General features: G+C 37.7%; 16 protein-coding genes, 1 tRNA gene and 1 pseudogene. 9 read left to right on the top strand and 9 right to left on the bottom strand.

The window, feature by feature from the left end:
* The first annotated feature begins 1 nt into the window (after position 1).
* The 6 genes and pseudogenes from GGG_RS19480 to GGG_RS0104680 all read left to right on the top strand — a co-directional run bounded on the left by GGG_RS19480 (position 2) and on the right by GGG_RS0104680 (position 4,740).
* Positions 2-1,200, top strand: a pseudogene (locus tag GGG_RS19480) (beta-ketoacyl-[acyl-carrier-protein] synthase family protein).
* On the top strand, positions 1,197-1,622 hold the full coding sequence (locus GGG_RS0104700; protein ID WP_010112675.1) for a 3-hydroxylacyl-ACP dehydratase: 426 nt from the start codon (positions 1,197-1,199) through the stop codon (positions 1,620-1,622). Before GGG_RS19480 ends, GGG_RS0104700 begins: the two are co-directional and overlap by 4 nt.
* A 29-nt stretch (positions 1,623-1,651) precedes the next feature.
* Complete coding sequence (locus GGG_RS0104695; protein WP_010112674.1) at positions 1,652-2,377, top strand: 3-ketoacyl-ACP reductase FabG2; 726 nt, start codon at positions 1,652-1,654, stop codon at positions 2,375-2,377.
* The gene (locus GGG_RS0104690) at positions 2,374-3,600 is read left to right on the top strand and encodes a beta-ketoacyl-ACP synthase (protein ID WP_010112673.1); all 1,227 of its coding nucleotides are present in this window, start codon (positions 2,374-2,376) and stop codon (positions 3,598-3,600) included. Before GGG_RS0104695 ends, GGG_RS0104690 begins: the two co-directional genes overlap by 4 nt.
* 69 nt (positions 3,601-3,669) lie before the next feature.
* Positions 3,670-4,056: an excinuclease gene (locus GGG_RS0104685; RefSeq protein ID WP_138920259.1), complete on the top strand. Its 387-nt coding sequence runs from the start codon at positions 3,670-3,672 to the stop codon at positions 4,054-4,056.
* Positions 4,057-4,086: 30 nt separating this feature from the next.
* Positions 4,087-4,740, top strand: coding sequence for a 4'-phosphopantetheinyl transferase superfamily protein (locus GGG_RS0104680; RefSeq protein ID WP_010112671.1), 654 nt, complete (start codon positions 4,087-4,089; stop codon positions 4,738-4,740).
* A gap of 274 nt (positions 4,741-5,014) precedes the next feature.
* Here the strand turns inward: GGG_RS0104680 and secF are convergent, their stop codons facing one another.
* The 8 genes from secF to queA form a co-directional block, all read right to left on the bottom strand.
* Positions 5,015-5,986 carry a protein translocase subunit SecF gene (secF, locus tag GGG_RS0104675; RefSeq protein WP_138920258.1) on the bottom strand — a complete coding sequence of 324 codons (972 nt, stop codon included), beginning with the start codon at positions 5,984-5,986 and terminating at the stop codon, positions 5,015-5,017.
* Positions 5,987-5,994: 8 nt separating this feature from the next.
* Positions 5,995-7,896, bottom strand: coding sequence for a protein translocase subunit SecD (gene secD, locus GGG_RS0104670; protein WP_010112668.1), 1,902 nt, complete (start codon positions 7,894-7,896; stop codon positions 5,995-5,997).
* Positions 7,897-7,948: 52 nt separating this feature from the next.
* A complete protein-coding gene (gene yajC / locus GGG_RS0104665) occupies positions 7,949-8,278 on the bottom strand; it encodes a preprotein translocase subunit YajC (RefSeq protein ID WP_010112667.1) in 330 nt (109 codons plus the stop codon).
* Between the two features lie 133 nt (positions 8,279-8,411).
* Positions 8,412-9,542 (bottom strand): tRNA guanosine(34) transglycosylase Tgt, encoded by a 1,131-nt coding sequence (gene tgt / locus GGG_RS0104660; protein ID WP_010112666.1) that lies wholly within the window; start codon positions 9,540-9,542, stop codon positions 8,412-8,414.
* Positions 9,543-9,863: 321 nt separating this feature from the next.
* Complete coding sequence (locus GGG_RS0104655) at positions 9,864-10,685, bottom strand: DUF4303 domain-containing protein (protein ID WP_010112665.1); 822 nt, start codon at positions 10,683-10,685, stop codon at positions 9,864-9,866.
* Positions 10,686-11,179: 494 nt separating this feature from the next.
* Positions 11,180-11,746: a LemA family protein gene (locus GGG_RS0104650; protein ID WP_010112663.1), complete on the bottom strand. Its 567-nt coding sequence runs from the start codon at positions 11,744-11,746 to the stop codon at positions 11,180-11,182.
* A gap of 19 nt (positions 11,747-11,765) precedes the next feature.
* Positions 11,766-12,791, bottom strand: a complete 1,026-nt coding sequence (locus GGG_RS0104645) for a hypothetical protein (protein ID WP_010112662.1) — start codon at positions 12,789-12,791, stop codon at positions 11,766-11,768.
* A gap of 250 nt (positions 12,792-13,041) precedes the next feature.
* On the bottom strand, positions 13,042-14,076 hold the full coding sequence (gene queA, locus GGG_RS0104640) for a tRNA preQ1(34) S-adenosylmethionine ribosyltransferase-isomerase QueA (RefSeq protein ID WP_010112660.1): 1,035 nt from the start codon (positions 14,074-14,076) through the stop codon (positions 13,042-13,044).
* A gap of 183 nt (positions 14,077-14,259) precedes the next feature.
* Here queA and GGG_RS0104635 point away from each other — a divergent pair.
* Positions 14,260-14,346, top strand: a tRNA-Leu gene (locus GGG_RS0104635).
* A 329-nt stretch (positions 14,347-14,675) separates the two neighbouring features.
* Here the strand turns inward: GGG_RS0104635 and GGG_RS0104630 are convergent.
* Positions 14,676-16,910, bottom strand: coding sequence for an NADP-dependent isocitrate dehydrogenase (locus GGG_RS0104630; RefSeq protein ID WP_010112659.1), 2,235 nt, complete (start codon positions 16,908-16,910; stop codon positions 14,676-14,678).
* A gap of 807 nt (positions 16,911-17,717) precedes the next feature.
* Here GGG_RS0104630 and GGG_RS0104620 point away from each other — a divergent pair.
* Positions 17,718-18,980 carry a sensor histidine kinase KdpD gene (locus GGG_RS0104620; RefSeq protein WP_010112658.1) on the top strand — a complete coding sequence of 421 codons (1,263 nt, stop codon included), beginning with the start codon at positions 17,718-17,720 and terminating at the stop codon, positions 18,978-18,980.
* A gap of 153 nt (positions 18,981-19,133) precedes the next feature.
* A complete protein-coding gene (gene glnE / locus GGG_RS0104615) occupies positions 19,134-21,884 on the top strand; it encodes a bifunctional [glutamate--ammonia ligase]-adenylyl-L-tyrosine phosphorylase/[glutamate--ammonia-ligase] adenylyltransferase (protein ID WP_010112657.1) in 2,751 nt (916 codons plus the stop codon).
* The last annotated feature ends 5 nt before the right edge of the window (positions 21,885-21,889 follow it).

Raw genomic sequence — 21,889 nt, 5'->3', positions numbered from 1 at the left:
AATGCCTGAATTAATTGATCAAAATAATCCAGCTGTTGGTATTCAGTTTAGTGTTGGCTTATCTGCTTTGGGTTCGACCACGACACAACTAAAACAAGCTTTGACCAGTATTGAAAATACTTTAAGTTTGAGTCATGCATTCATTGCTGAAAAAGGTGTTTGGGTGGGGGCTTATTCTGCTGAGTTGATTCAACAGGTTCCCGAAAATTTAAAAGCGTTTGAAACACGTAATTTACGATTTGCTTTGACAGCATTACAGCAGATTGAAACTGATATTCAGCGTTATGTTGCTCAGTTTGAAAATAAACGTCTTGCGATTGTGATGGGAACATCAACATCAGGTATTGCAGATAATGAGCCTGAATTAAGACGTTATTTTCAAGGTGATCACACGATTCAAATCAAACAAAAAAACAAGAAATGGGATGCTTAGCCAAAGCTTTGCAAACTTATTTGGGCTGGGACGGCTTGGCATATACCATTTCTACGGCATGCTCATCGAGTGCCAAAGCATTTGCAGCAGGGCAACGTTTGATTAATGCAGGGCTTGCCGATGCTGTGTTGGTCGGTGGTGTAGATACCTTATGTCAATTGACGCTCAATGGTTTTAATAGTTTAGAAAGTTTATCTGATGGTATTTGTCAGCCATGTGGGCAAGAGCGAGATGGAATTAATATTGGTGAAGCCGCAGCTTTATTTTTATTGTCCAAAGAAGTTGCACCTGTCATGTTAATGTCGGCTGGAGAATCAATGGATGCATGGCATATTTCTGCACCACATCCTGAAGGTGAGGGAGCAGCTAAAGCAATGCAAGCGGCTTTGGATATGGCACATTTGCATGCATCTGAAATTGGCTATCTAAATTTGCATGGTACGGCGACACCACAAAATGATGCAATGGAAATCAAAGCTGTACAAAAGGTATTTCAACATTATGCTGTGCCTTTGAGTAGTACAAAGCATAAAACTGGACATTGCTTGGGTGCTGCAGGAGCGATTGAAGCGATGATTTGTAACCAAATCTTAAAAGATCAAGATTGGTTGCCTCTGCATCAACAAGGTATTTTGGACAATGAATTGGCAGGGCAGAGTTACGTGATTCATTCGAGTTTGGGTCAACCAATTCAATATGTTATGTCCAACTCATTTGCTTTTGGTGGCAGTAATATCAGTTTAATTTTTGGAACACAGTTAAAATGAATTCGTCTGAACGTTTAGATGCAATTGATTTCATTCCACATGAAAAACCGATGGTTTTTATTGATCATGTTGTAGAAATAGGCGATAACTTTGCTATAGCGGAATTATTCATTCGCCCAGAGTTGATGTTTTGTGAACAACACGGTTTACCGACATGGTCGAGTATTGAATTGATGGCGCAGACGGTTAGTTTGTATGCAGGTTCTCATGGTGGAAAATTAGGACAACAACCCAAAATTGGTTTTCTTTTAGGAACACGTAAACTGCATTTACCTGTGCCTTTTTTTGAAATAGGTGAAACAGTCACAATCCGAGCAGAAAAACAGTATTTACATGAAGGATTGGGACAATTTGCCTGTGAAATTTATTATCAAAACCATACAATCTCGGCAATGTTGAGCGTGTATGAACCTGAAGAATAACGACAGGTTTTAAAGATTAGGATGAAAGTGTGACAAGAAGAGTTTTAGTAACAGGGTCGAGCCGAGGTATTGGGAAAGCGATTGCATTACAATTGGCGGAAGCAGGTTTCGATGTCACTGTACATGCACGTTCAAAAAAAGTAGAAGCAGAACAAGTGGTTGCCGAAATTCAAGCTTTGGGTAGAAAGAGTCATACACTTTTATTTGATGTAACAGAACGAGAACAAGTACGACAGTTATTAGAACAAGACATTGCAGAACATGGTGCTTTTTATGCTGTGGTATTAAATGCTGGCTTAACGCATGATGCAGCCTTTCCCGCTTTAACTGACAATGATTGGGATGAAGTTATTTCTACGTCTTTAGATGGTTTTTATAATGTACTGAAACCATTGGTCATGCCAATGATTCGCCTAAAACAAGGTGGACGTATTGTCACGATGTCATCTGTATCTGGTGTGATGGGAAATCGTGGACAGGTGAATTATAGTGCTGCAAAAGCTGGATTGATTGGTGCGACCAAAGCCTTAGCACTCGAATTAGCCAAAAGAAAAATTACAGTCAACTGTGTTGCACCGGGTTTAATTGAAACTGAAATGGTCAGTGATGAAGTTCAGGAACATGCTTTAAAAATGATCCCGATGCAACGCATGGGGCAAGTGGATGAAGTCGCCAAAGTGGTTAAATTTTTATGTAGCGATGACGCAAGTTATATCACCCGCCAAGTGATTTCGGTGAATGGGGGATTGATATGAAGCGTGTCGTTGTAACCGGGATGGCTGGAATCACTTCATTAGGTGAAACAGCTGACTCTATTTTTGAGCAAATTGCAGCAGCGAAGAATGGCATTCGTTATATGCCAGATTGGGAAGTTTTTGCCGATTTACGCTGTAAAATAGCGGGCGCTGTTGAACACTTTGAAATCCCCAAGCATTTTAATCGTAAAGTTACACGAGGCATGGGGCGTGTTGCTTTGATGTCTGTGATCAGTGCTGAAAAAGCCTTAATTGATGCCAACTTATTAAATGATCCTATTCTACAAAGTGGAGAAACTGGGGTTGCCTTTGGTTCTTCAGCAGGCAGTGTAAACGCAGTCGCTGAGTTTGGTTCAATGTTATTGGAAAATAACATGAGCAAAATCAATGCAACGACTTATATCCGTATGATGTCGCATACCAGTGCAGTCAATATGACGGTTTATTTTGGCTTAAAAGGGCTGACATTACCCACATCGAGTGCATGTACTTCGGGGTCAATGGCAATCGGTCAGGCGTATGAAGCGATTAAGTATGGTAAACAGACCGTCATGTTTGCAGGTGGTGCAGAAGAACTGAGTGCGGCAAGTGCAGCAGTATTTGATGTATTACTGGCAACCAGTGGTATGAATGATCATCCAGAACGCTCTCCTCGTCCTTTTGACCGTGACCGTGATGGGTTGGTTGTCGGTGAGGGCGCGAGTTGTTTAATTTTAGAAGAATATGAACACGCTAAAAACCGTGGTGCAAAGATTTATGCAGAAATCATCGGTTATGGCAGCAATACAGATGGACAGCATGTAACTCGCCCAGACTTAGAAATGATGGGGCGTTGCATGGCTTTAGCGTTGAAAGATGCACAAATATCAGCAGATCAGATTGATTATGTGAATGCGCATGGCACATCGACCGATCAAGGTGATATTGCTGAAACCCAAGCGACCGCACGAGTTTTAGGTTACAAACCGATTAGTTCATTGAAAAGTTATTTTGGTCATACTTTAGGTGCATGTGGTGCAATAGAAGCTTGGTTAAGTATTGAAATGATGCATCGGAAGCAATTCGTCCCTACATTAAATTTAGAAAATATCGACCCATTGTGTGGTGATTTGGATTATATTGTGGGACAAAATCGAGAAATAAATGCCAAAATTTTGATGAGTAATAATTTCGCCTTTGGTGGAATTAATACCTCGATTATTTTTAAAAAATTAGATTCCTAAAGAGGGTATAACATGATGATTCAATCTATTAAAAAGATCGTGGTTGCTTTAGCTTTAACAACAACTGCTATGACTTCTGTACATGCAGCAGATACGATTCACCAATTTAATTTTCAAGAAGCTGTTAATCGTGCTGTTGCCGATGGCTTTTTAGATGGTTCTGTTAAGTTTTATTTAGCAGGAACGAAATCTGGCGGTAAAGTGATTGAAAAAGGCTTAGTGACCAATAAGAAAACCAATGGTTTTGCTAAATCTGCTGAATCTTCTTGTGATCGTGTTTTGCGTTCAGCACTTATTCAATTCCAAAATACAGCGAAATCGCGTGGTGCAAATGCTGTGACCAATATTGTGAGTTTCTATAAGTCGAATGAAACACGTAGCACCACAACTTATGATTGTGCAAAAGGAACTGCAATTGCAGGTGTTGCTTTGAAAGGCGATATTGTAAAGTTCTAATTACAGCTTAGATGTAAGGTAATTGGGTCAATGAAAAAGAATGAAATTCAAATACATTTGATTGCATTGGCTCAGTTATTAGGACTAGATCGAGATCAATTCAAAGATTTTCCTAGCTATAATCAATATAAGAAAAACCAAATTTATCAATATCGTAATCAAGTTTTATCAGATTTACTTCAAGTTGAAATCAACGATCAATCTATTGCCAAAACTGAATATGGCAAACCGTATTTAATAGATCATTCTCAAGTTGCTTTTAATCATTCGCATAGTCAAAAACATTATGCCCTTGCAAATAGTTTGCGGGTGCAGGATGTCGGTGTCGATGTTGAGGATTTAGATCGGGTTGTGCGTTTTGAAGCTTTAGCCAAACATGCTTTTCACCCAGAAGAATTCCAAACTTGGCAGGATTTAGATTTTGATTTGGCCTATTGGTTTAAAGTCTGGACGACCAAAGAAGCAGTTTTAAAGGCTTCCGGTTTAGGGATTCGTTTAAGTCTAAATGAATTGAATACGAATGCACATCCTATCAATGATGGTGGGATATGTACGCATCCACTCTTGGGTAGTTTTGCTTATCAAAATTTTAATTTAGGTCATGTGATGTTAACGGTATCTTGGCGTTCAGCATTGTCGTGTAAAGGTTTTGCATTTCCGAGTATTCAAATTATTCAGCATTGATTGATATAAGGTTTAAAAATTTTCAAAGCATAAAAAAGCCCATCTAAAGATGTAATGTCGATCAGTTAAGCGTAATTTTATTATTACCGATTGATAAATCTCCCCTAACCCCTCTTTACAAAAGAGGGGAATACTCGTGAATTCAATGCGGTATTGAATCCAAGATACTCCCTCCTTTTTCAAAGGTGAGGAGCATGCTCCGCAAGGGGAGGATTAAAAATACTTAACTAGCATTACATCCGAAGATGAGCTATTTTTAGCCTAAAACTGAAAATTAATGAGGAATATGTTCTTCATCTTCAAATTCAGGTTTAACTTGTACAATAAAGTCTTGGCGGTTTAGACCACGCCATAATGCAAATGCAGTCCCGATATAAATCGAAGAATAAGTACCGACAAATACACCAATAAACATTGCAACAGAGAACCAATGTAGACCATCACCACCCAAGAACATCATTGCAAGTACAACCAGTAATAATGTCATAGAAGTGTGAATGGTACGTTTTAAGGTTTCTGTCAAAGCAATGTTGACGATTTCGAGTGGTGAAGCACCACGAATCTTACGGAAGTTCTCACGAATACGATCCGATACAACGATGTTATCGTTCAATGAGAACCCGATTAATGCCAAGACCGCTGCTAAAACAGTTAAGTCGAATGGCCATTGCATCATTGCGAAGATACCAATGGTCACGATCACGTCATGCAGTAATGAAAGTACCGCACCGACTGCCAGTTTAAATTCAAAACGAATGGTGACATAGATCAGCATGAGAAGCATTGCTAAAGCCACAGCACCCGCAGAACGTAAATACAGCTCGTTACCCACTTGACCACCGACTGAGTCCACTTTGTGCACGACAGCAGGGTTATTTGGTAGTTGAACTGCTTTTGTCAAAGCATTACTCAAGTCTTCAACATTGACCTCTTGTGGAGGCATACGCACGATGAGATCTTTGTTACTTCCCAAAGTTTGTACAACAGCATCTTTAAAGCCCGCTTTGTCTAAAGTCGCAATGACTTCAGCAGGTTTTGCCGCAGATTGATAATTCAATTCCGCAGAAACACCACCAGTAAAGTCTAAACCAAGGTTTAGTCCTTTAGTGACAATAAAGAAAATACTGGCAATGGTCAGGATGATCGAGATGATTGCCGCTGGTTTGGCAATCTTCATGAAATTAATTACGTGCTCATCATCTGGGCGTCCGTATTTCTTTTTCGGTTGAGTCACATCAGTCATCATAGATCTCCTTATATGCTCAACTTATTCAAGTTACGCTTTTTGCCATAAATCAACTGGATGATTGCACGAGTTACTGTAATAGAAGTAAACATCGAACAAACAATACCAATCATCAATGTAACAGCAAAGCCTTTGATTGGACCTGTACCAATAGCAAACAAGATAAACGCAACCAAGAATGTGGTTAAGTTTGAGTCGAGAATGGTGTTATATGCTCGATCATAACCTGCGATAATGGCTTGTTTGGGTGAGGCACCCCAGCGCATTTCTTCTCGTATTCGCTCACAAATCAGTACGTTGGCATCGACGGCCATACCAATGGTGATGACGATACCGGCAATACCCGGAAGGGTGAGGGATGCGCCAATCCACGACATAATCGTCAATAGCATTGCCAAGTTTACAACCAAGGCAAAATCTGCAATTAAACCAAATAGACGGAAGAAAACCACCATCCACAGAGCAACAAGGGCAAAACCTACAATCGTAGACGTTACACCTTTATCAATATTTTCTTGCCCAAGGCTTGGTCCAACCACACGTTCTTCTACAAAATACATTGGCGCAGCCAGTGCACCCGCACGTAGCATTAATGCAAGTTCGGCAGATTCTTGTGGAGAGTCTAAGCCCGTAATACGGAATGAAGAACCCAATACCGCTTGAATGGTTGCAGCATTGATCACCACAGATTCTGTATAAGGTGTTCGTACTTCAGTCATTGCGCCTGTTACAGGGTCTGCAACAGAGGTAATTTTCTGTTTATTTTCAATAAACAGTACTGCCATACGTTTACCAACAGCATTACGTGTTGCATCAGACAATAACTTACCACCAGCTGTATCTAGGGTAATGTTTACCTCAGAACCACCAGTATCTTGGCTAAAGCCACTTGATGCATTTTGAACACGTTCACCTGTTAAGATGCGATTACGATTTAATAAAAGTTCTTTACCGCTGTCTAAAGATTCATAAGCAAAAACTTCAGTACCTGGCGGTAATGGCTGACCATTATATTTACCTGTCATACGGTCAATATATTGATCATTTAAATCAGAAACTAAACGGAATTCTAAGTTCGCAGTACGACCTAAGACACGTTTTGCTTCAGCTGTATCTTGTACACCAGGAAGTTCAACCACAATACGGTTGCTACCTTGGCTTTGTACCAATGCTTCAGCGACACCAAGTTCGTTAATACGATTACGTAAAGTCGTTAAGTTTTGGTTCAATGCATAAGATTGGATTTCTTGCTTGGTTGTATCGTTATACGTCAGTTTTAGCGTAGAACCTGTGTCTGTTGCTAAAGCTTGTTGGTTGTATTTATTCCCTTCACGACGTAAAAAGTCCATGACAGTTGCACGGTCATCATTGTTCGCAAACTGAATCGTAATCGTGTTGTTATTTAAAGTTAAGCTATTGAACTTGACTTTATTTTCACGGAATTCACGACGTAAATCTGCTGCAGATGTTTCCATACGCTGTGCAATGGCTTTATCCATATCTACTTCAAGTAGGAAATGAACACCACCACGCAAGTCCAAACCAAGCTTCATTGGCTTGGCACCAATTTTTTGCAACCACTCAGGTGTGGTTGGTGCAAGGTTTAACGCAACAGTATAGTTTTCACCTAAGCCTTTGCTTAACGCATCTTTGGCTTTCAACTGTGCATCAGACGTACTTAAACGTAGAAGAGCAGCGTTGTTGGTGAAAGTATTATCATGGCTGTTAATATTTTCGCTTTTTAATATTTGCTCTGCTTTCTGTATCACAGTCTGATCAATGGTGGTACCTGCCTTGGCGCCAGAAATTTGAACAGCAGGTTCATCAGGATACAGACTTGGCAGTGCGTATAATGTACTGATTACTAGAACAACTAGAATCAATATATATTTCCATGCAGGGTAACGCATTCGCTTTCTTCTTAAAATGAAAAAGTCGTGCTCATGCACGACCGTTTTATGATTAAAGGTTATTTAATGTGCCTTCAGGTAATACTGAAATGACACTTGCACGTTGAACTTTTACTTCATTTCCTTTGCTTAATTCAACAACTGCAAAGTCACCATCAATTTTCAAAATGCGACCCATTAAGCCACCTGCAAATACAACTTCACTGCCAACACCTAAACTTTCGATTAAATTACGATGTTCTTTTGCACGTTTTGCTTGAGGACGCCAAATGAGGAAGTAGAAAATTGCTACAAATACTGCAATCATCAATAAGTTTGCCATCATACCAGGCCCTTGAGCGGGAGCGGCTGCAGCGTGAGCAGAAGAAATAAATAAGCTCATTTCAGTTTCCTAAAGTTAAAAAATTTTGTCATTTTCATGACTTTTAAATTGACTTGTTCAGCAATTTACCTTGTCTTGGAGTTCAGCGCAAATACTGTTGAATTAATCTTCAATGCAGATTTATATTGGGGCATTAGTTCTCAGGACAAGGCGGAACTTCTAAACCACGACGTTGATAGAAATCTGCAACGTATTCATCAAAAGTTCCATTGTCTAATGCATCACGAATATCTTGAGTAAAACGTTGGTAATAACGTAAGTTATGGATAGTGCCTAACATTGAAGCCAGCATTTCGCCACATTTTTCTAAATGGAATAAATAAGCACGGGTAAAGTTCGTACAAGTATAACAATCACAATGTGGGTCTAATGGACGCTGATCATGGCGATATTGACTATTACGAATACGCACTAAACCGTCAGTTACAAAGTAATGTCCATTTCGTGCATTGCGAGTAGGCATTACACAATCAAACATGTCGACACCACGACGAATCGCTTCAACAATATCTTCAGGTTTACCGACACCCATTAAATAACGTGGCTTGTCTTCAGGCATTTTGGCAGGAAGATAATCTAAAACCTTGATCATTTCTTCTTTAGGTTCACCAACCGATAAACCACCAATCGCAAAACCATCAAAATCAATTTCTTTTAAGCCGTTTAAAGACTCTTCACGCAGGTCTTCATACATACCGCCTTGAATGATTCCAAACAGGGCATTTCTATTTTTCAATACATCGTGATGCTGAGTTTTGCATCGTTTCGCCCAACGCAATGAAAGCTGCAATGATTTTTGAGCTTCTTCGTGAGTTGCAGGATAAGGCGTACATTCATCAAAGATCATCACGATATCTGAATTCAAAGTATGTTGAATATCCATTGAAATTTCAGGTGATAGGAAGACTTTTGAACCATCAATCGGCGAGCGGAAGGTTACACCTTCTTCTTTAATTTTACGCATTGCGCCTAAACTGAAGACTTGGAAACCGCCTGAGTCAGTTAAAATCGGTTTACCCCATTTCATGAACTCATGTAAGCCACCATGTTCACGAATGACGTCTAAACCGGGTCTTAAATAAAGATGGAAAGTATTTCCCAAAATAATTTGTGCTTTGATATCTTCAATATCACGAGGAAGCATACCTTTTACAGTACCGTAAGTACCGACAGGCATGAAAACAGGTGTTTCAATCACACCATGTTCTAAAGTTAAACGACCACGACGGGCACGCCCCGACTGACCTAATTTTTCAAACTTCATAAATGACCTAAATCTGGCGGAAAAACAGTCCGCTGATTGATAATTGCAAAAGGAGACTATTTTCCCTGATTTTGTGGTCGAATACCAGTCATGTTGTTTTTGATTATGTTTAAATTTTAAAAGTACGATGACGAAGGGGAGATTTCAGTTTTTACAGATGATTTAAAATATTTAATCGTTTTATCAGCTAATGATTTTTGCAATCTAAAAAGAAAAATGAGCAATGGCTCATCTCTCTTATTTCTCATATAGGGGTTAAGGGATTGGACGTTGAATTTGTTTTATAGATAGTCAAAATTATCAAAAAATCGACATATCACTTTAAGTTTTATAAAAATAATGAATTCTTTCAATGATGTCTTCTTTACTGAGTGCAAAGTCATGGTTATCTATGGTTGAAATATGACGAACTAAGTTTTGAATATGAAGATTTGCTTCATTAAATTCAGGTTCAAATGTGAGTAAATAAGCTTGGTGAGCGACAAATAATGAGTCAAAAGGCTCAACCATTTCCACAATTTGAGCTAAATCAATCAGTACATCTTTATCCGCTTGATTGAGTTTAATGGGAAGCTGATTGATTGTATTAGACTGAATTTTAGAGTCTGCAATACATTCAAATAATAATGAAGAGGGTGGATTTAGCTCTTGGGCGGTTTCCATGATGATGTTTGGTTGGTTCTTTGCACTGATTAAAAATATAATCCGAGAACGATCTAAGCTATAAATTTTGGTTAAATATGAAATAGCTTGAGTGAAAATTTCTAAGTAAAAATTCAACTTTTCTTGATGATCTTGTTGTGGGTAAATATCTAGAAATATCAGTGAAATAACTGAATCTTGTTCCGAAAAATTACTGTTTTTATTTAAAGTGAGTTTATTTTCTTCACTGATTTTATTTCGGTATTTCCATTTAGCAAGATTCCATTTGTCTTGTTCAAGCAAATATTGATGTTTATCTTCAGTATCACTAAAGATAGATGTTTCTGTAGAGACTAAAAAACTTTGGAGCGAAAATGTTTCATCAATTTCAATGACAAAAGCATAAAGCCCTTGTTTTTTATAACGATAATAGAATTCCTGAAAAACATCGATAATCAATGTCTTCAACAGTACTTGCTGTTTTTCTACTGGGTTGTGCATCGTCATCTCTATATGCGGTAAACATTTTCATTTTTCTAAATGAATCAATGTATTATTGATCATTAATTTTTTATTCAAACTATTCAGAAAGAGAAGCACCTTAAAAGTATATACGTTAATGACTTCTGTATTGCCTATCATTCTTTTTGACAATGGTGAATGTTCTTCATCTATTTATACATTGCATTTACGTCAATACAGAATCTAAAAATTATTACCAAAATCAAAAATTTGAATTTCAAATGACATATTTTCTTTATCATTCTTTTGGTTGTAGATTGAAAATGATCAGATACAATCAAAAGCAACAAAGTGTTATTTGTGATTCAATTCACATTTTATATTAATTTTGTTAAATAAAAAACAAAATTCTTAGGCATTTATTCAGTTTTACTTCAAAATTGAATCTATTGATCTGCGCTAAGAATTTTGTTGAGTCATTTACATCTACATAAGGCAGATGTTTTTAATATTTTTATCGAATGACGGATCATTTAGAAATTTGGTTTGTAATCAAAATTTTGCGTTGCGATATTATCCGAAAATGGGCGAATTGATTTTTTTGCCAATGTGATGGTATTGATCATGTTGTTTGGAAAAATCTCAATCGTATTATTAAACTCTTCCACATTACGGTTAAAAATCGTGATGGCAGCTCCCACATTTTCATTCTGTTCTTGAATATCATCCATCATTTTCGCATATAAAGTATCTGCTTTAAGTTCAGGATAATTCTCAACCACAACATTTAAACTTTTCATTAAGTCTTTGTTTAACTTCTCAATGTGTTGAAGCTGAGAAACATCGGTATTATTCAGGTTCAAATTCAAGATTTGTTGACGTAGTTCAGTGACTTTTTCTAATGTAGATTTTTCAAATTGGGTATATTGCGCCAAAGTTTGTTCTAAGCTTTCCAATGTTTTGACTTTTTGGCGTTCGAAATTGGCTACTTCGGCCCAAGCGCGTTTGGTTGCATTGAAATAACGGACGATATTATTTCGAATCAAAACACCCCAAACAATCAGAATGATAAAAATCCCAATAAATACAATAAGCCCCATTTTGATTATTCCTTATGAATTATGAAATTAAGTTTAACATGCACCGTTTAAATTTTTCATACTCAGGCATGGTTAATGTTCTTAAATGTCCCCGAAGTAGTGAAATATCATTTAAATCTTGTTTTCTGCGTGAAAGATGAAAGAGATTTTGATCCCCCATATAACACAACATATTTTCCTCAAAATGATAAACAATATCACCTGAATAGTGTTGAAAAAAATCACTGAGTTTTAGCGTAATACTTGGACTGATGGTTCGGGCGAGTTGATGCTGATCTAAACCAAAAATGTGTAAATTTTGATTGACCAAAATATCACTGGTTTTCCACCTTTGTGTATAAGGTGCAATGAATTCATCATGTTTATTACTGGCTGCAAAGCCAAGTGGAGGCATTTGAAAGATAAAAGCACCCCATTGATTTTTATGTGTTTCCCTAATTTTTTGTTTTTCACCTTGAGTGTTCGGCAGGTAAAATTCATCAACATAATGATAATGGAATAGCATAACTTGATGTTCTTGTTCACCTTCAAGCCATGTTGTAGAAGCAAATTGTTCTATTTCATTAGATACATTGCCTTGAGAAAATAGAGGGAAAATTTGTTTGAGTTGACTGATCACCAATAAACTATTGCTTGTTGATGGCATATAGTTGGGAGTTTTGTTGAAGTGTAATCCGTAGCGTAAAAACATGATGCGTTGTTCTAAAAAATAGATCACCTCATCAATAGGATCACACTCTTCATAAATTAAATAAGCAACAAAACAGCACAATGCTCCTGCTAGAAGACTCAAAGGATAAGGAATAAAATGATGAATCAGCATTCCAAATAATGCGGTTAATATTCCACAAATAAATAAAAGTCGCGGAATAATATTATGAAAATACAGATCTTTAACCTCTCCCCACGGATGCAAACCATCCAAGATATCTTGTGCAGACTGTGCTTTCTGACCGATTTCCCAGAGGCGAGCAATATTTCGCATCACTTGCTGATTTCTTTTAGTTCGAATGTGAAGGAGTCGTTCAACAGTTTCTATTGGCATATACGAATCTAAAGACGGGTGATTTTAATCATCATGATCAAAGATGAAGTTATATTTGAACATTAAATAAAATTGGATTTAAATTATTTTAATGCGTTCTAGCCCAATGATTATGCAATAATTTTAAGTGGAAAAGAATCTAATTTTGAAGTTGTCGTGAAAGACTATAATTTAAGATTTTGAAGGGTTTTAAACGTGTAGAACAGGCGTCATATCTAACTACAACGCCTGATTTAAAGGTTAATAAGTTTTAATTGGCCTTCTCAATGAGCATGGCATCACCATAACTAAAGAAGCGGTATTGACTCTCTACTGCGTGATTATAAGCATTTAAAATATAATCACGACTCGAAAGTGCTGAAACTAACATTAATAATGTAGATTCTGGTAAATGGAAGTTAGTAATCAAACGATCGACCACACAAAATTGATAACCTGGATAAATAAAGATTTGAGTATCTCCAGTCCACGCTCCAATTTTCCCACCACATGCTTGAGCTGCGCTTTCTAAAGCACGGGTTGCTGTTGTACCGACGGCAATGATTTTATTGCCACGTGCTTTGGTTTCTTGAATAAGTTTTACTGTTTCTTCAGGCACATCACACCATTCACTATGCATGATATGATTTTCAATATTGTCAGTACGGACAGGTAAAAATGTACCTGCGCCAACATGCAAAGTAACAAAAGCTTTTTGAATATTCTTTTGCTCTAATTTCTCTAATAAAGTTTCATCAAAATGTAAGCTTGCCGTCGGTGCTGCAACACTTGCTAATTTGTCTGGATCATTAAACACAGTTTGATAGCGCTGTGTATCAATATCTTCAGCTTCACGATTAAAATAAGGTGGAATAGGTAACTGACCGTATAAATCCAATACTTTTAAAATCGGTTGTGAAAACTCGACAATAAATAAATTTTCATGACGACCTGTTACAGTCACTTTAACTTCATCAGGGCCAATAAAAAGCTCTGCACCTGCTTTAGGAGAGTTACTGGCTTTAATATGACAATGAGCAATGGTTTGATCGAAAATACGTTCAACCAAAACTTCAATTGCACCACCTGAAGCACGTTTACCTTTCAGTCGCGCTTTCATGACTTTGGTGTCATTCAGGATGATTAAATCACCTTCATCGAATAAATCTAGAATGTCAGTAAAGTGATGATCTTGGTAAGAACCATCGGCATTGAGATGTAATAGGCGAGATGCGCTACGTGTTTCAAGCGGGTAGCGTGCAATGAGTTCGTCAGGGAGGTCAAAATTAAAATCAGAGAGTTGCATCATGGAGAGAGTATTTGGCATTTAAAATTTAAAAACTTTGGCTAGTATAGTCTTTTTTCAAATTAATGGCTGAAATTGATGCTTTATAATCCAAAAAAACGCGATATGATTTAAAATTAATCAAATATAATAACTTATCGTTGACAAGAAAGTTAAACGCGTTATTATACGCACACAACCTCTCCCGAGGTGGTGAAATTGGTAGACGCGGTGGACTCAAAATCCACTGTCAGCGATGACGTGTCGGTTCGAGTCCGACCCTCGGGACCAGATATTTAGAAAACCCCAAGCACATTCAGTCTTGGGGTTTTTTATTGCTTAAAAAATAAATAATCTGTTTTCTTGTGAACTGAAACTAAAAGTTTTTATTTATCGTATCTCATTATTATTCATCATATTTTCTCAAATATTTTCAAAGTTGTTTGTAATAATATTCATAAGTCAGATTTTTATTAGGTATCTATTTTTGACTTTCTACAAAATCAGAAGATAAGAATACGCCTAGATCGTTGTGATTTTATAATTTAAGAATAAAAAAGCCGATGCATTGGCATCGGCTTTCTTTTTACATTACTGATTCAATCAGTGTCGTATTTAACTTATTGAGCAGCTGCAAGCGTTGCGTTTAACGTTGCACTTGGACGCATGACCGCATCAACTTTCGCTGTATCAACTGCATAGTAACCGCCGATATCTGCAGGCGTACCTTGTACCGCTGCAAGCTCTGCAATGATCTTATCTTCATTCTCAGCCAATGCTTTCGCTAATGGAGCAAACTTGGCTTTCAATTCAGCATCTTCATTTTGTGCAGCAAGCGCTTCCGCCCAGTACAATGCAAGATAGAAATGACTACCACGGTTATCTAGTTCGCCAGTACGACGAGAAGGAGACTTGTCATTATCAAGAAGTTTGCCAGTTGCTTGGTCCAGAGTTGTCGCCAACAATTTCGCACGCACATTGTTTTCTTTGAGACCAAGCTCTTCAAGAGAAACTGCTAGCGCAAGGAATTCACCTAGTGAGTCCCAACGTAAGTGGTTTTCTTCAACAAGTTGTTGTACGTGTTTAGGTGCTGAACCGCCTGCACCTGTTTCGTACATACCACCGCCCGCCATAAGCGGAACGATAGACAACATTTTCGCAGAAGTACCGAGTTCCATAATTGGGAATAAGTCAGTCAAGTAGTCACGTAAGATGTTACCAGTCACGGAAATTGTGTCTAGACCGCGAGCTACACGTTCAAGCGTATAACGCATTGCACGTACTTGCGACATGATTTGAATATCAAGACCAGTTGTATCATGCTCTTTCAAGTATTTTTCAACTTTCTTGATTAATTCATTTTCATGCGGACGGTATGGGTCTAACCAGAAGATTGCTGGCATGCCTGAGTTACGAGCACGTGTTACTGCAAGTTTTACCCAGTCACGAATTGGGGCATCTTTCACCTGGCACATACGCCAGATATCGCCTTCTTCAACATTTTGCGACATCAACACTTCACCCGTGTCAAGATCGGTAATATTTGCGATACCAGCTTCAGTAATTTCAAAAGTCTTATCGTGTGAACCGTATTCTTCAGCTTTTTGAGCCATCAAACCAACGTTTGGTACTGTACCCATGGTTTTCGGATCAAAATTACCATTCCACTTACAGAAATTGATCATTTCTTGGTAGATACGTGCGAAAGTTGATTCAGGCATAACAGCTTTACAATCATACTGCTTACCATCAGCACCCCACATTTTACCGCCACCACGGATCATTGCAGGCATAGATGCATCAACGATCACGTCATTTGGTGAATGGAAGTTGGTGATGCCTTTTGCAGAGTCAACCATTGCAAGTGCAGGGCGGTGCTCTTGGCAAGCATGTAAATCTTCAATAATTTCTTCACGTAGTGATGTTGGCAACGTTTCGATTTTCTCGTATAAACCTGCCATACCGTTATTGACGTTAATACCTAATTCGTCAAATAACTTACCGTGTTTCTCAAATGCATCTTTGTAATAGATTTTAACACAATGACCAAATACGATCGGGTGTGAAACCTTCATCATCGTTGCTTTTACATGTAACGAGAACAAAATACCTGCATCACGGCAATCATCAAGTTCTTTCTCATAGAAATCACAAAGTGCTTTTTTGCTCATGAACATTGAGTCGATGACTTCGCCATCTAGCAATGCGACTTTTGGTTTTAATACAATGTTTTCACCACTTTTTGTGATGAGTTCCATTTTCACATTGCGTGCACGGTCAAGCGTCATTGACTTTTCGCCGTGATAAAAATCACCTTCTTCCATGTGCGAAACGTGGGTTTGTGACCACTGTTTCCATTCGCTCATCGAATGAGGGTGTTTTTTCGCATAATTTTTAACTGCAGCAGGTGCACGACGGTCAGAGTTACCTTCACGTAATACTGGATTTACTGCTGAACCTAGACATTTGCCATAACGAGCTTTGATTTCTTTCTCTTCATCAGTCGTCGGATTTTCTGGATAATCTGGAATTGCAAAACCTTTCGATTGAAGCTCTTTGATGCACGATGTTAACTGTGCAACTGAAGCACTGATGTTCGGCAATTTGATAATGTTCGTATCTGGATCTTGAGTAAGACGACCTAATTCTGCAAGGTTATTAGGTACTTTCTGCTCGTCAGTTAAGTAATCTGAAAATTCTGCGAGTACACGTACGGCCACTGAGATGTCACTTTTGACGATCTCGACGCCTGCCGGCTTAGTAAAAGTCTCAATGATCGGCAGCAGCGAATAAGTCGCCAACAATGGCGCCTCGTCAGTCAGTGTGTAAATGATTGTTGACTTTCCACCAGCCATATATAGCCCCTTACGTTGAATTGAGTTTTAGGAGTGAATTTTACTCAGCTCCTATGAACCGATTTGCTAAAATAAACCTTAAGAGTATCTGCCTTCATTGCTTCTCAGTCAACGTAAGTTCCGTGATAACGACATTTCGCAAAAAAATACTACAATATTGATGCGATATACTTCGGCTGTTTTTAGTCTGGAAAATGATTGAAAACTGACATTTATCGCATTATTTTTGCTGAATCAATTTAGAGTTTTGTCTCAATTGCGTGTGGATAAGCGAATTGGTCTTTTATGAAGATAACTTATTTCAAGATGATCTGTTCAAAATGACTTATTTAAAATTTAAAAGAGCAGTTTCATCGTGTTGAAAAATGATTTGAAAGAAAATAAAAGTGAGTTTTAGGATCGCTATTCGATAAAATTAAAATATCTCATAGCGAGAAAAATATAGATTATAGATTTAAAGTGCGATTAAATCAGCGAGTTTTATCAAGTAAGGCATTTAAAATAGGGCCTTCCAATTTTTGAACAATAATAGTGATACCAACTTGGTGTTTTTGCTCTGTAAGTTCATGGCTGATCACACAGTAATTTAAATTGATACAAAAAAGAGTGATTTTTATCGAAATTTAAATAGATTTGGTTTTATTTAAAAATATAACTGTTATATTATTTTATGTGAACATTTGTAAACGTAGTGTTTCGTCAATATATTGAATTTCCTTATCTTAGAAGGGTTAAATACGCAACTTTATATTTAAAGGTTATTTTTGAAAAGCGACTTCATTAACTGAAAGGCAAGATGAGGTGAATATGGGATTGCAGGTTTTAGAAGCTCATCAAGCAGAACAGCTCAGTGCTTGTAAGTTGTCTTTATTGTTGGGTGTTTATACTGCTGATAATAAAATTGCACGCTTTATGCGAATTGCACGTGCAATTTTGAATGTCGGAAATGCAATTTTTACTTTTCATAATGAACCTTATAAATGGATTGCATCTGAAGAATCTGATTTCAAAGCGCTATTCGTACAAAATAAGAAAAACTTTGCGACCTATTTTGAAAATGATTTAGCCATCACTCAACATCATCCACATTATAAAAAATTATCAGCACATTTATCCAATTTAGGCCTCGAACATCGTCGGTTGTTGTGTTATGACTTGCGATTTGAAACGCAGGAATCGATAGCTCATGTCTATTTTTTTGATCAGCAAATATCAGAATTTACAGCGAAACAAATAGACTTATTGAAAGAGTTAACTTCGGGTTTGACGACAACATTACAAAGAAATTTTGAATCTGAAGACTATTATGAGTTGTACGAACAAGAACGAGCTTTAAATTTTAGTAAAACAAAGTTTTTTCAAATTATCGCGCATGATTTACGTGCACCTTTCCATGGGCTGATCGGTTTTTCAGACGTTCTTGCCAATGAGCGAGAGACTTTGGATGATGCGAATGCGCAAAATATTGCCAATTATTTATATGAAACGTTGCAATCTACGTATTCTTTGCTAGAAAACTTACTCAATTGGGCAATGGCTGAAGGTGGACGATTTGAATATCATCCGATTAATTTTAAGTTAAAACAAACTTCCAGAATTGTTTATGATGTTTTAAATACTTTAGCTGTTAAAAAGAACATTGAACTGATTGAAGATGTACCTGCGGATTTAACTGTTTTTGCAGATATGAATATGGTGACTTCGATTATTCAAAATTTAGTGTCCAATGCTTTAAAATTTACCCATACAGATGGTACGGGGAAAGTCAGTGTGACCGCCAAGAGTGTGGGGAATAATATTGAAATTATGATCAAAGACTCTGGGCTTGGGATGACGCAATCTCAAATTGATCAAGTATTTGAACCAAAAATTAAAGTGAGTCTTAAAGGTACAACGGGTGAAAAAGGTACAGGCTTAGGTTTAGTGCTGTGTAAGCGTTTTGTTGATCTAAATCATGGTGAAATTTCAGTAAGCTCAAGTAAAGGTGAGGGGACAATATTTAAAGTATTGTTGCCTACAGCCAAAGAACCTCATTTAACTTTATCCTCAAATGAAGTTGTGCAAACTTGAGTTAAAATTAAAAAAGCTGCTTATATTTTTGAAGATAAAAATAACTGTTTATTTTATGATCTTAATGTTTTAAGAAAAATACAAAATCTTCCCCTAAAGCCAAGCCAAGCTGCTATAAATAAACTGAGAAAATAGACGTACGAGCTTTCCCCAATGAATGCTGAGCAATTGCAAAAAACATTACATGCCAGTCAGTATGCAGAACAAGTATTAGGTTTACATCAAGTTGCTTTAGAACAAGATTATGCAATCGATCAATTTCAGCAATCACTCAGCACAGAACAAATACAACAGCTGATTCATCACGAACTTGTCAATATTCACGATGAAATACGCTGGATGAAAACGCTACGTATTTTACGTGCACGTCTGATGTTTCGCTGGATTTGGCAAGATGCCAATCAACTCACTGATGTGGTTACACTCACACGTGAACTTTCTGATTTTGCCGATGCAAGTATTAACGTTGCCAAAGATTTCGCACGTATTCCATTGCTTGCAAAGCATGGTGAACCTGTTGGATATAATGGGAAAGTGCAAGATTTAATTGTGATTGCCATGGGGAAATTGGGCGCACAAGAACTGAATTTATCGAGTGATATAGACTTAATTTTCGCCTTTGATGAACAGGGTGAAACCAATGGACGTAAATGTATTGATGTTCAACAGTTTTGCATCCATTGGGGACAGAAAATCATTTATCTGCTTGAACATATCACAGCAGATGGTTTTGTATTCCGTGTTGATATGCGCTTACGCCCTTGGGGTGATGGCTCTGCTTTGGCGATTAGTCATGCTGCTTTAGAAAAATATTTAAGTCAGCATGGACGTGAATGGGAACGTTACGCATGGATTAAGGCACGTATTGTTTCTGGCGGAAAAGAGGGTGCAGAACTCTTAGATATGACAAGACCTTTTGTATTCCGTAAGTATGTGGACTACACCGCTTTTGAAGCAATGCGTGAAATGAAAGCCATGATTGAGCGTGAAGTAGCACGTCGCAATATTGCTGATGATATTAAGTTAGGTGCAGGCGGAATTCGTGAAGTTGAATTTATTGTACAAGTATTCCAGCTTATTTATGGTGGATCTAAATTAGAGTTACAAGACCGTCAATGTTTAATTAGCCTACAACACTTAGGTGAAGTGGGTTTATTAGATCAGCAATCCGTTTTGGATCTTGAAGATGCATATTTATTCTTACGCCGTGTTGAACATGCGATTCAGGCTTTGAATGATCAACAAACGCAGTCTTTACCAACAGAGCCTGAGTTACGTCAGCGTATTATTGATACTTTAGAATTTGATGATTGGGATAGTTTTACTGAATACCTGAATCAAAAGCGCAGTAAGGTGATTTATCAGTTTGAGCATTTGATCAAAGAAAAAGGTCTAGAATCACCAACAGAAAGTTTTAGTCAATTAGAGCAGCAGTTAGACGCTATATTGGATGACAATGCCAAGAATTTGATTCATGAGTTTTGGTTTGGACATGCAATCAAAAAATTACCTGCTAAAGCTGTGCAGCGTTTAAAAGAGTTTTGGCCACATTTGATTGAAGCCATTTTACAGTCAGATAAACCACAAATTGCGTTGATGCGTTTGATGCCTTTGGTTGAATCTGTCATGCGCCGTACAGTGTACTTAGTCATGCTGATAGAGAGTAAAGGTGCGTTGCAGCGACTGGTAAAAATGGCCACAGTCAGTCCGTGGATTTGTGAGGAGTTGACCCATTATCCAGTATTACTCGATGAATTTTTATCGATGGATTTTGAGTTGCCAAAACGCAAAGATTTAGAGGATTCGCTACGACAACAATTACTTCGCATTGAAATAGATCAAGTTGAAGATCAAATGCGAGTTTTGCGTTTATTCAAAAAATCCAATGTGTTGACTGTTGCTGCTAGTGATGTACTTGCTGAAAGTCCGTTAATGAAAGTGTCTGATGCCTTAACAGATATTGCTGAGGTTTCTGTGAATGCAACACTCAACCTCGCTTATCAAACTGTTGTAAAACGACATGGTTATCCTGTTGATGTTGAAGGAAAACGTTGTTCATTGGATCACATGGCGTATGCGGTCATTGGTTATGGCAAGGTCGGTGGAATAGAGTTAGGTTATGGTTCAGACTTAGATTTGGTTTTTATTCATTATATGGATGAACAAGCAGATACAGATGGTCATAAAGTGATTAGTGGTTTTGAGTTTGCAATGCGTGTTGCACAAAAGTTCTTATCACTCATGACCACACAGACCTTAGATGGTCGAGTCTATGAAATTGATACTCGTCTACGTCCTTCGGGAGAAGCAGGCTTGTTGGTCACGAGCCTGAAAGCTTTTGAACAATATCAGCTTAAAAATGCATGGTTATGGGAACATCAAGCGATTGTACGGGCACGTTCGATTGCGGGTGAACAAATTTTAAGAACAAAATTTGAAGAATTACGTTGCCGTATTCTCACATTGCCGAGAGAAGAGGAAACTGTACGCCTAGAAGTATTAAACATGCGTCAGAAAATGAAAGATCATCTTGGTTCATCAAAAGAGCAAAAAAAAGATGGCATTTTTCATTTAAAACAAGATGCAGGTGGTATCGTTGACATTGAATTTATGGCACAGTATATGGTGTTAGCCTGGAGTGGGACGAATCAAGATCTCGCCCATTATTCCGACAATGTACGAATCCTAGAGGATGCTGCAAAAACAAATCGCTTATCCAGTGATGATGCAGTTGCCTTGATTCAAGCTTATCTCAGTGAACGCGCCGAAAGCCATCGTCTAGCACTTGCAAATCATAACATGCAAGTCAATGCTAAAGATTGGCAAGATACCCGAGAGGTCGTTTGCAAGTTGTGGCAAAGATTAATTGATCCAACAGCGACCCTCGCTGTGGAAAGTGAATAATTGTG

Origin of the sequence: Acinetobacter sp. P8-3-8 (assembly GCF_000214135.1) — a bacterium.
Lineage (GTDB): Bacteria > Pseudomonadota > Gammaproteobacteria > Pseudomonadales > Moraxellaceae > Acinetobacter.
This window is presented reverse-complemented; position numbering and strand designations above follow the sequence as displayed.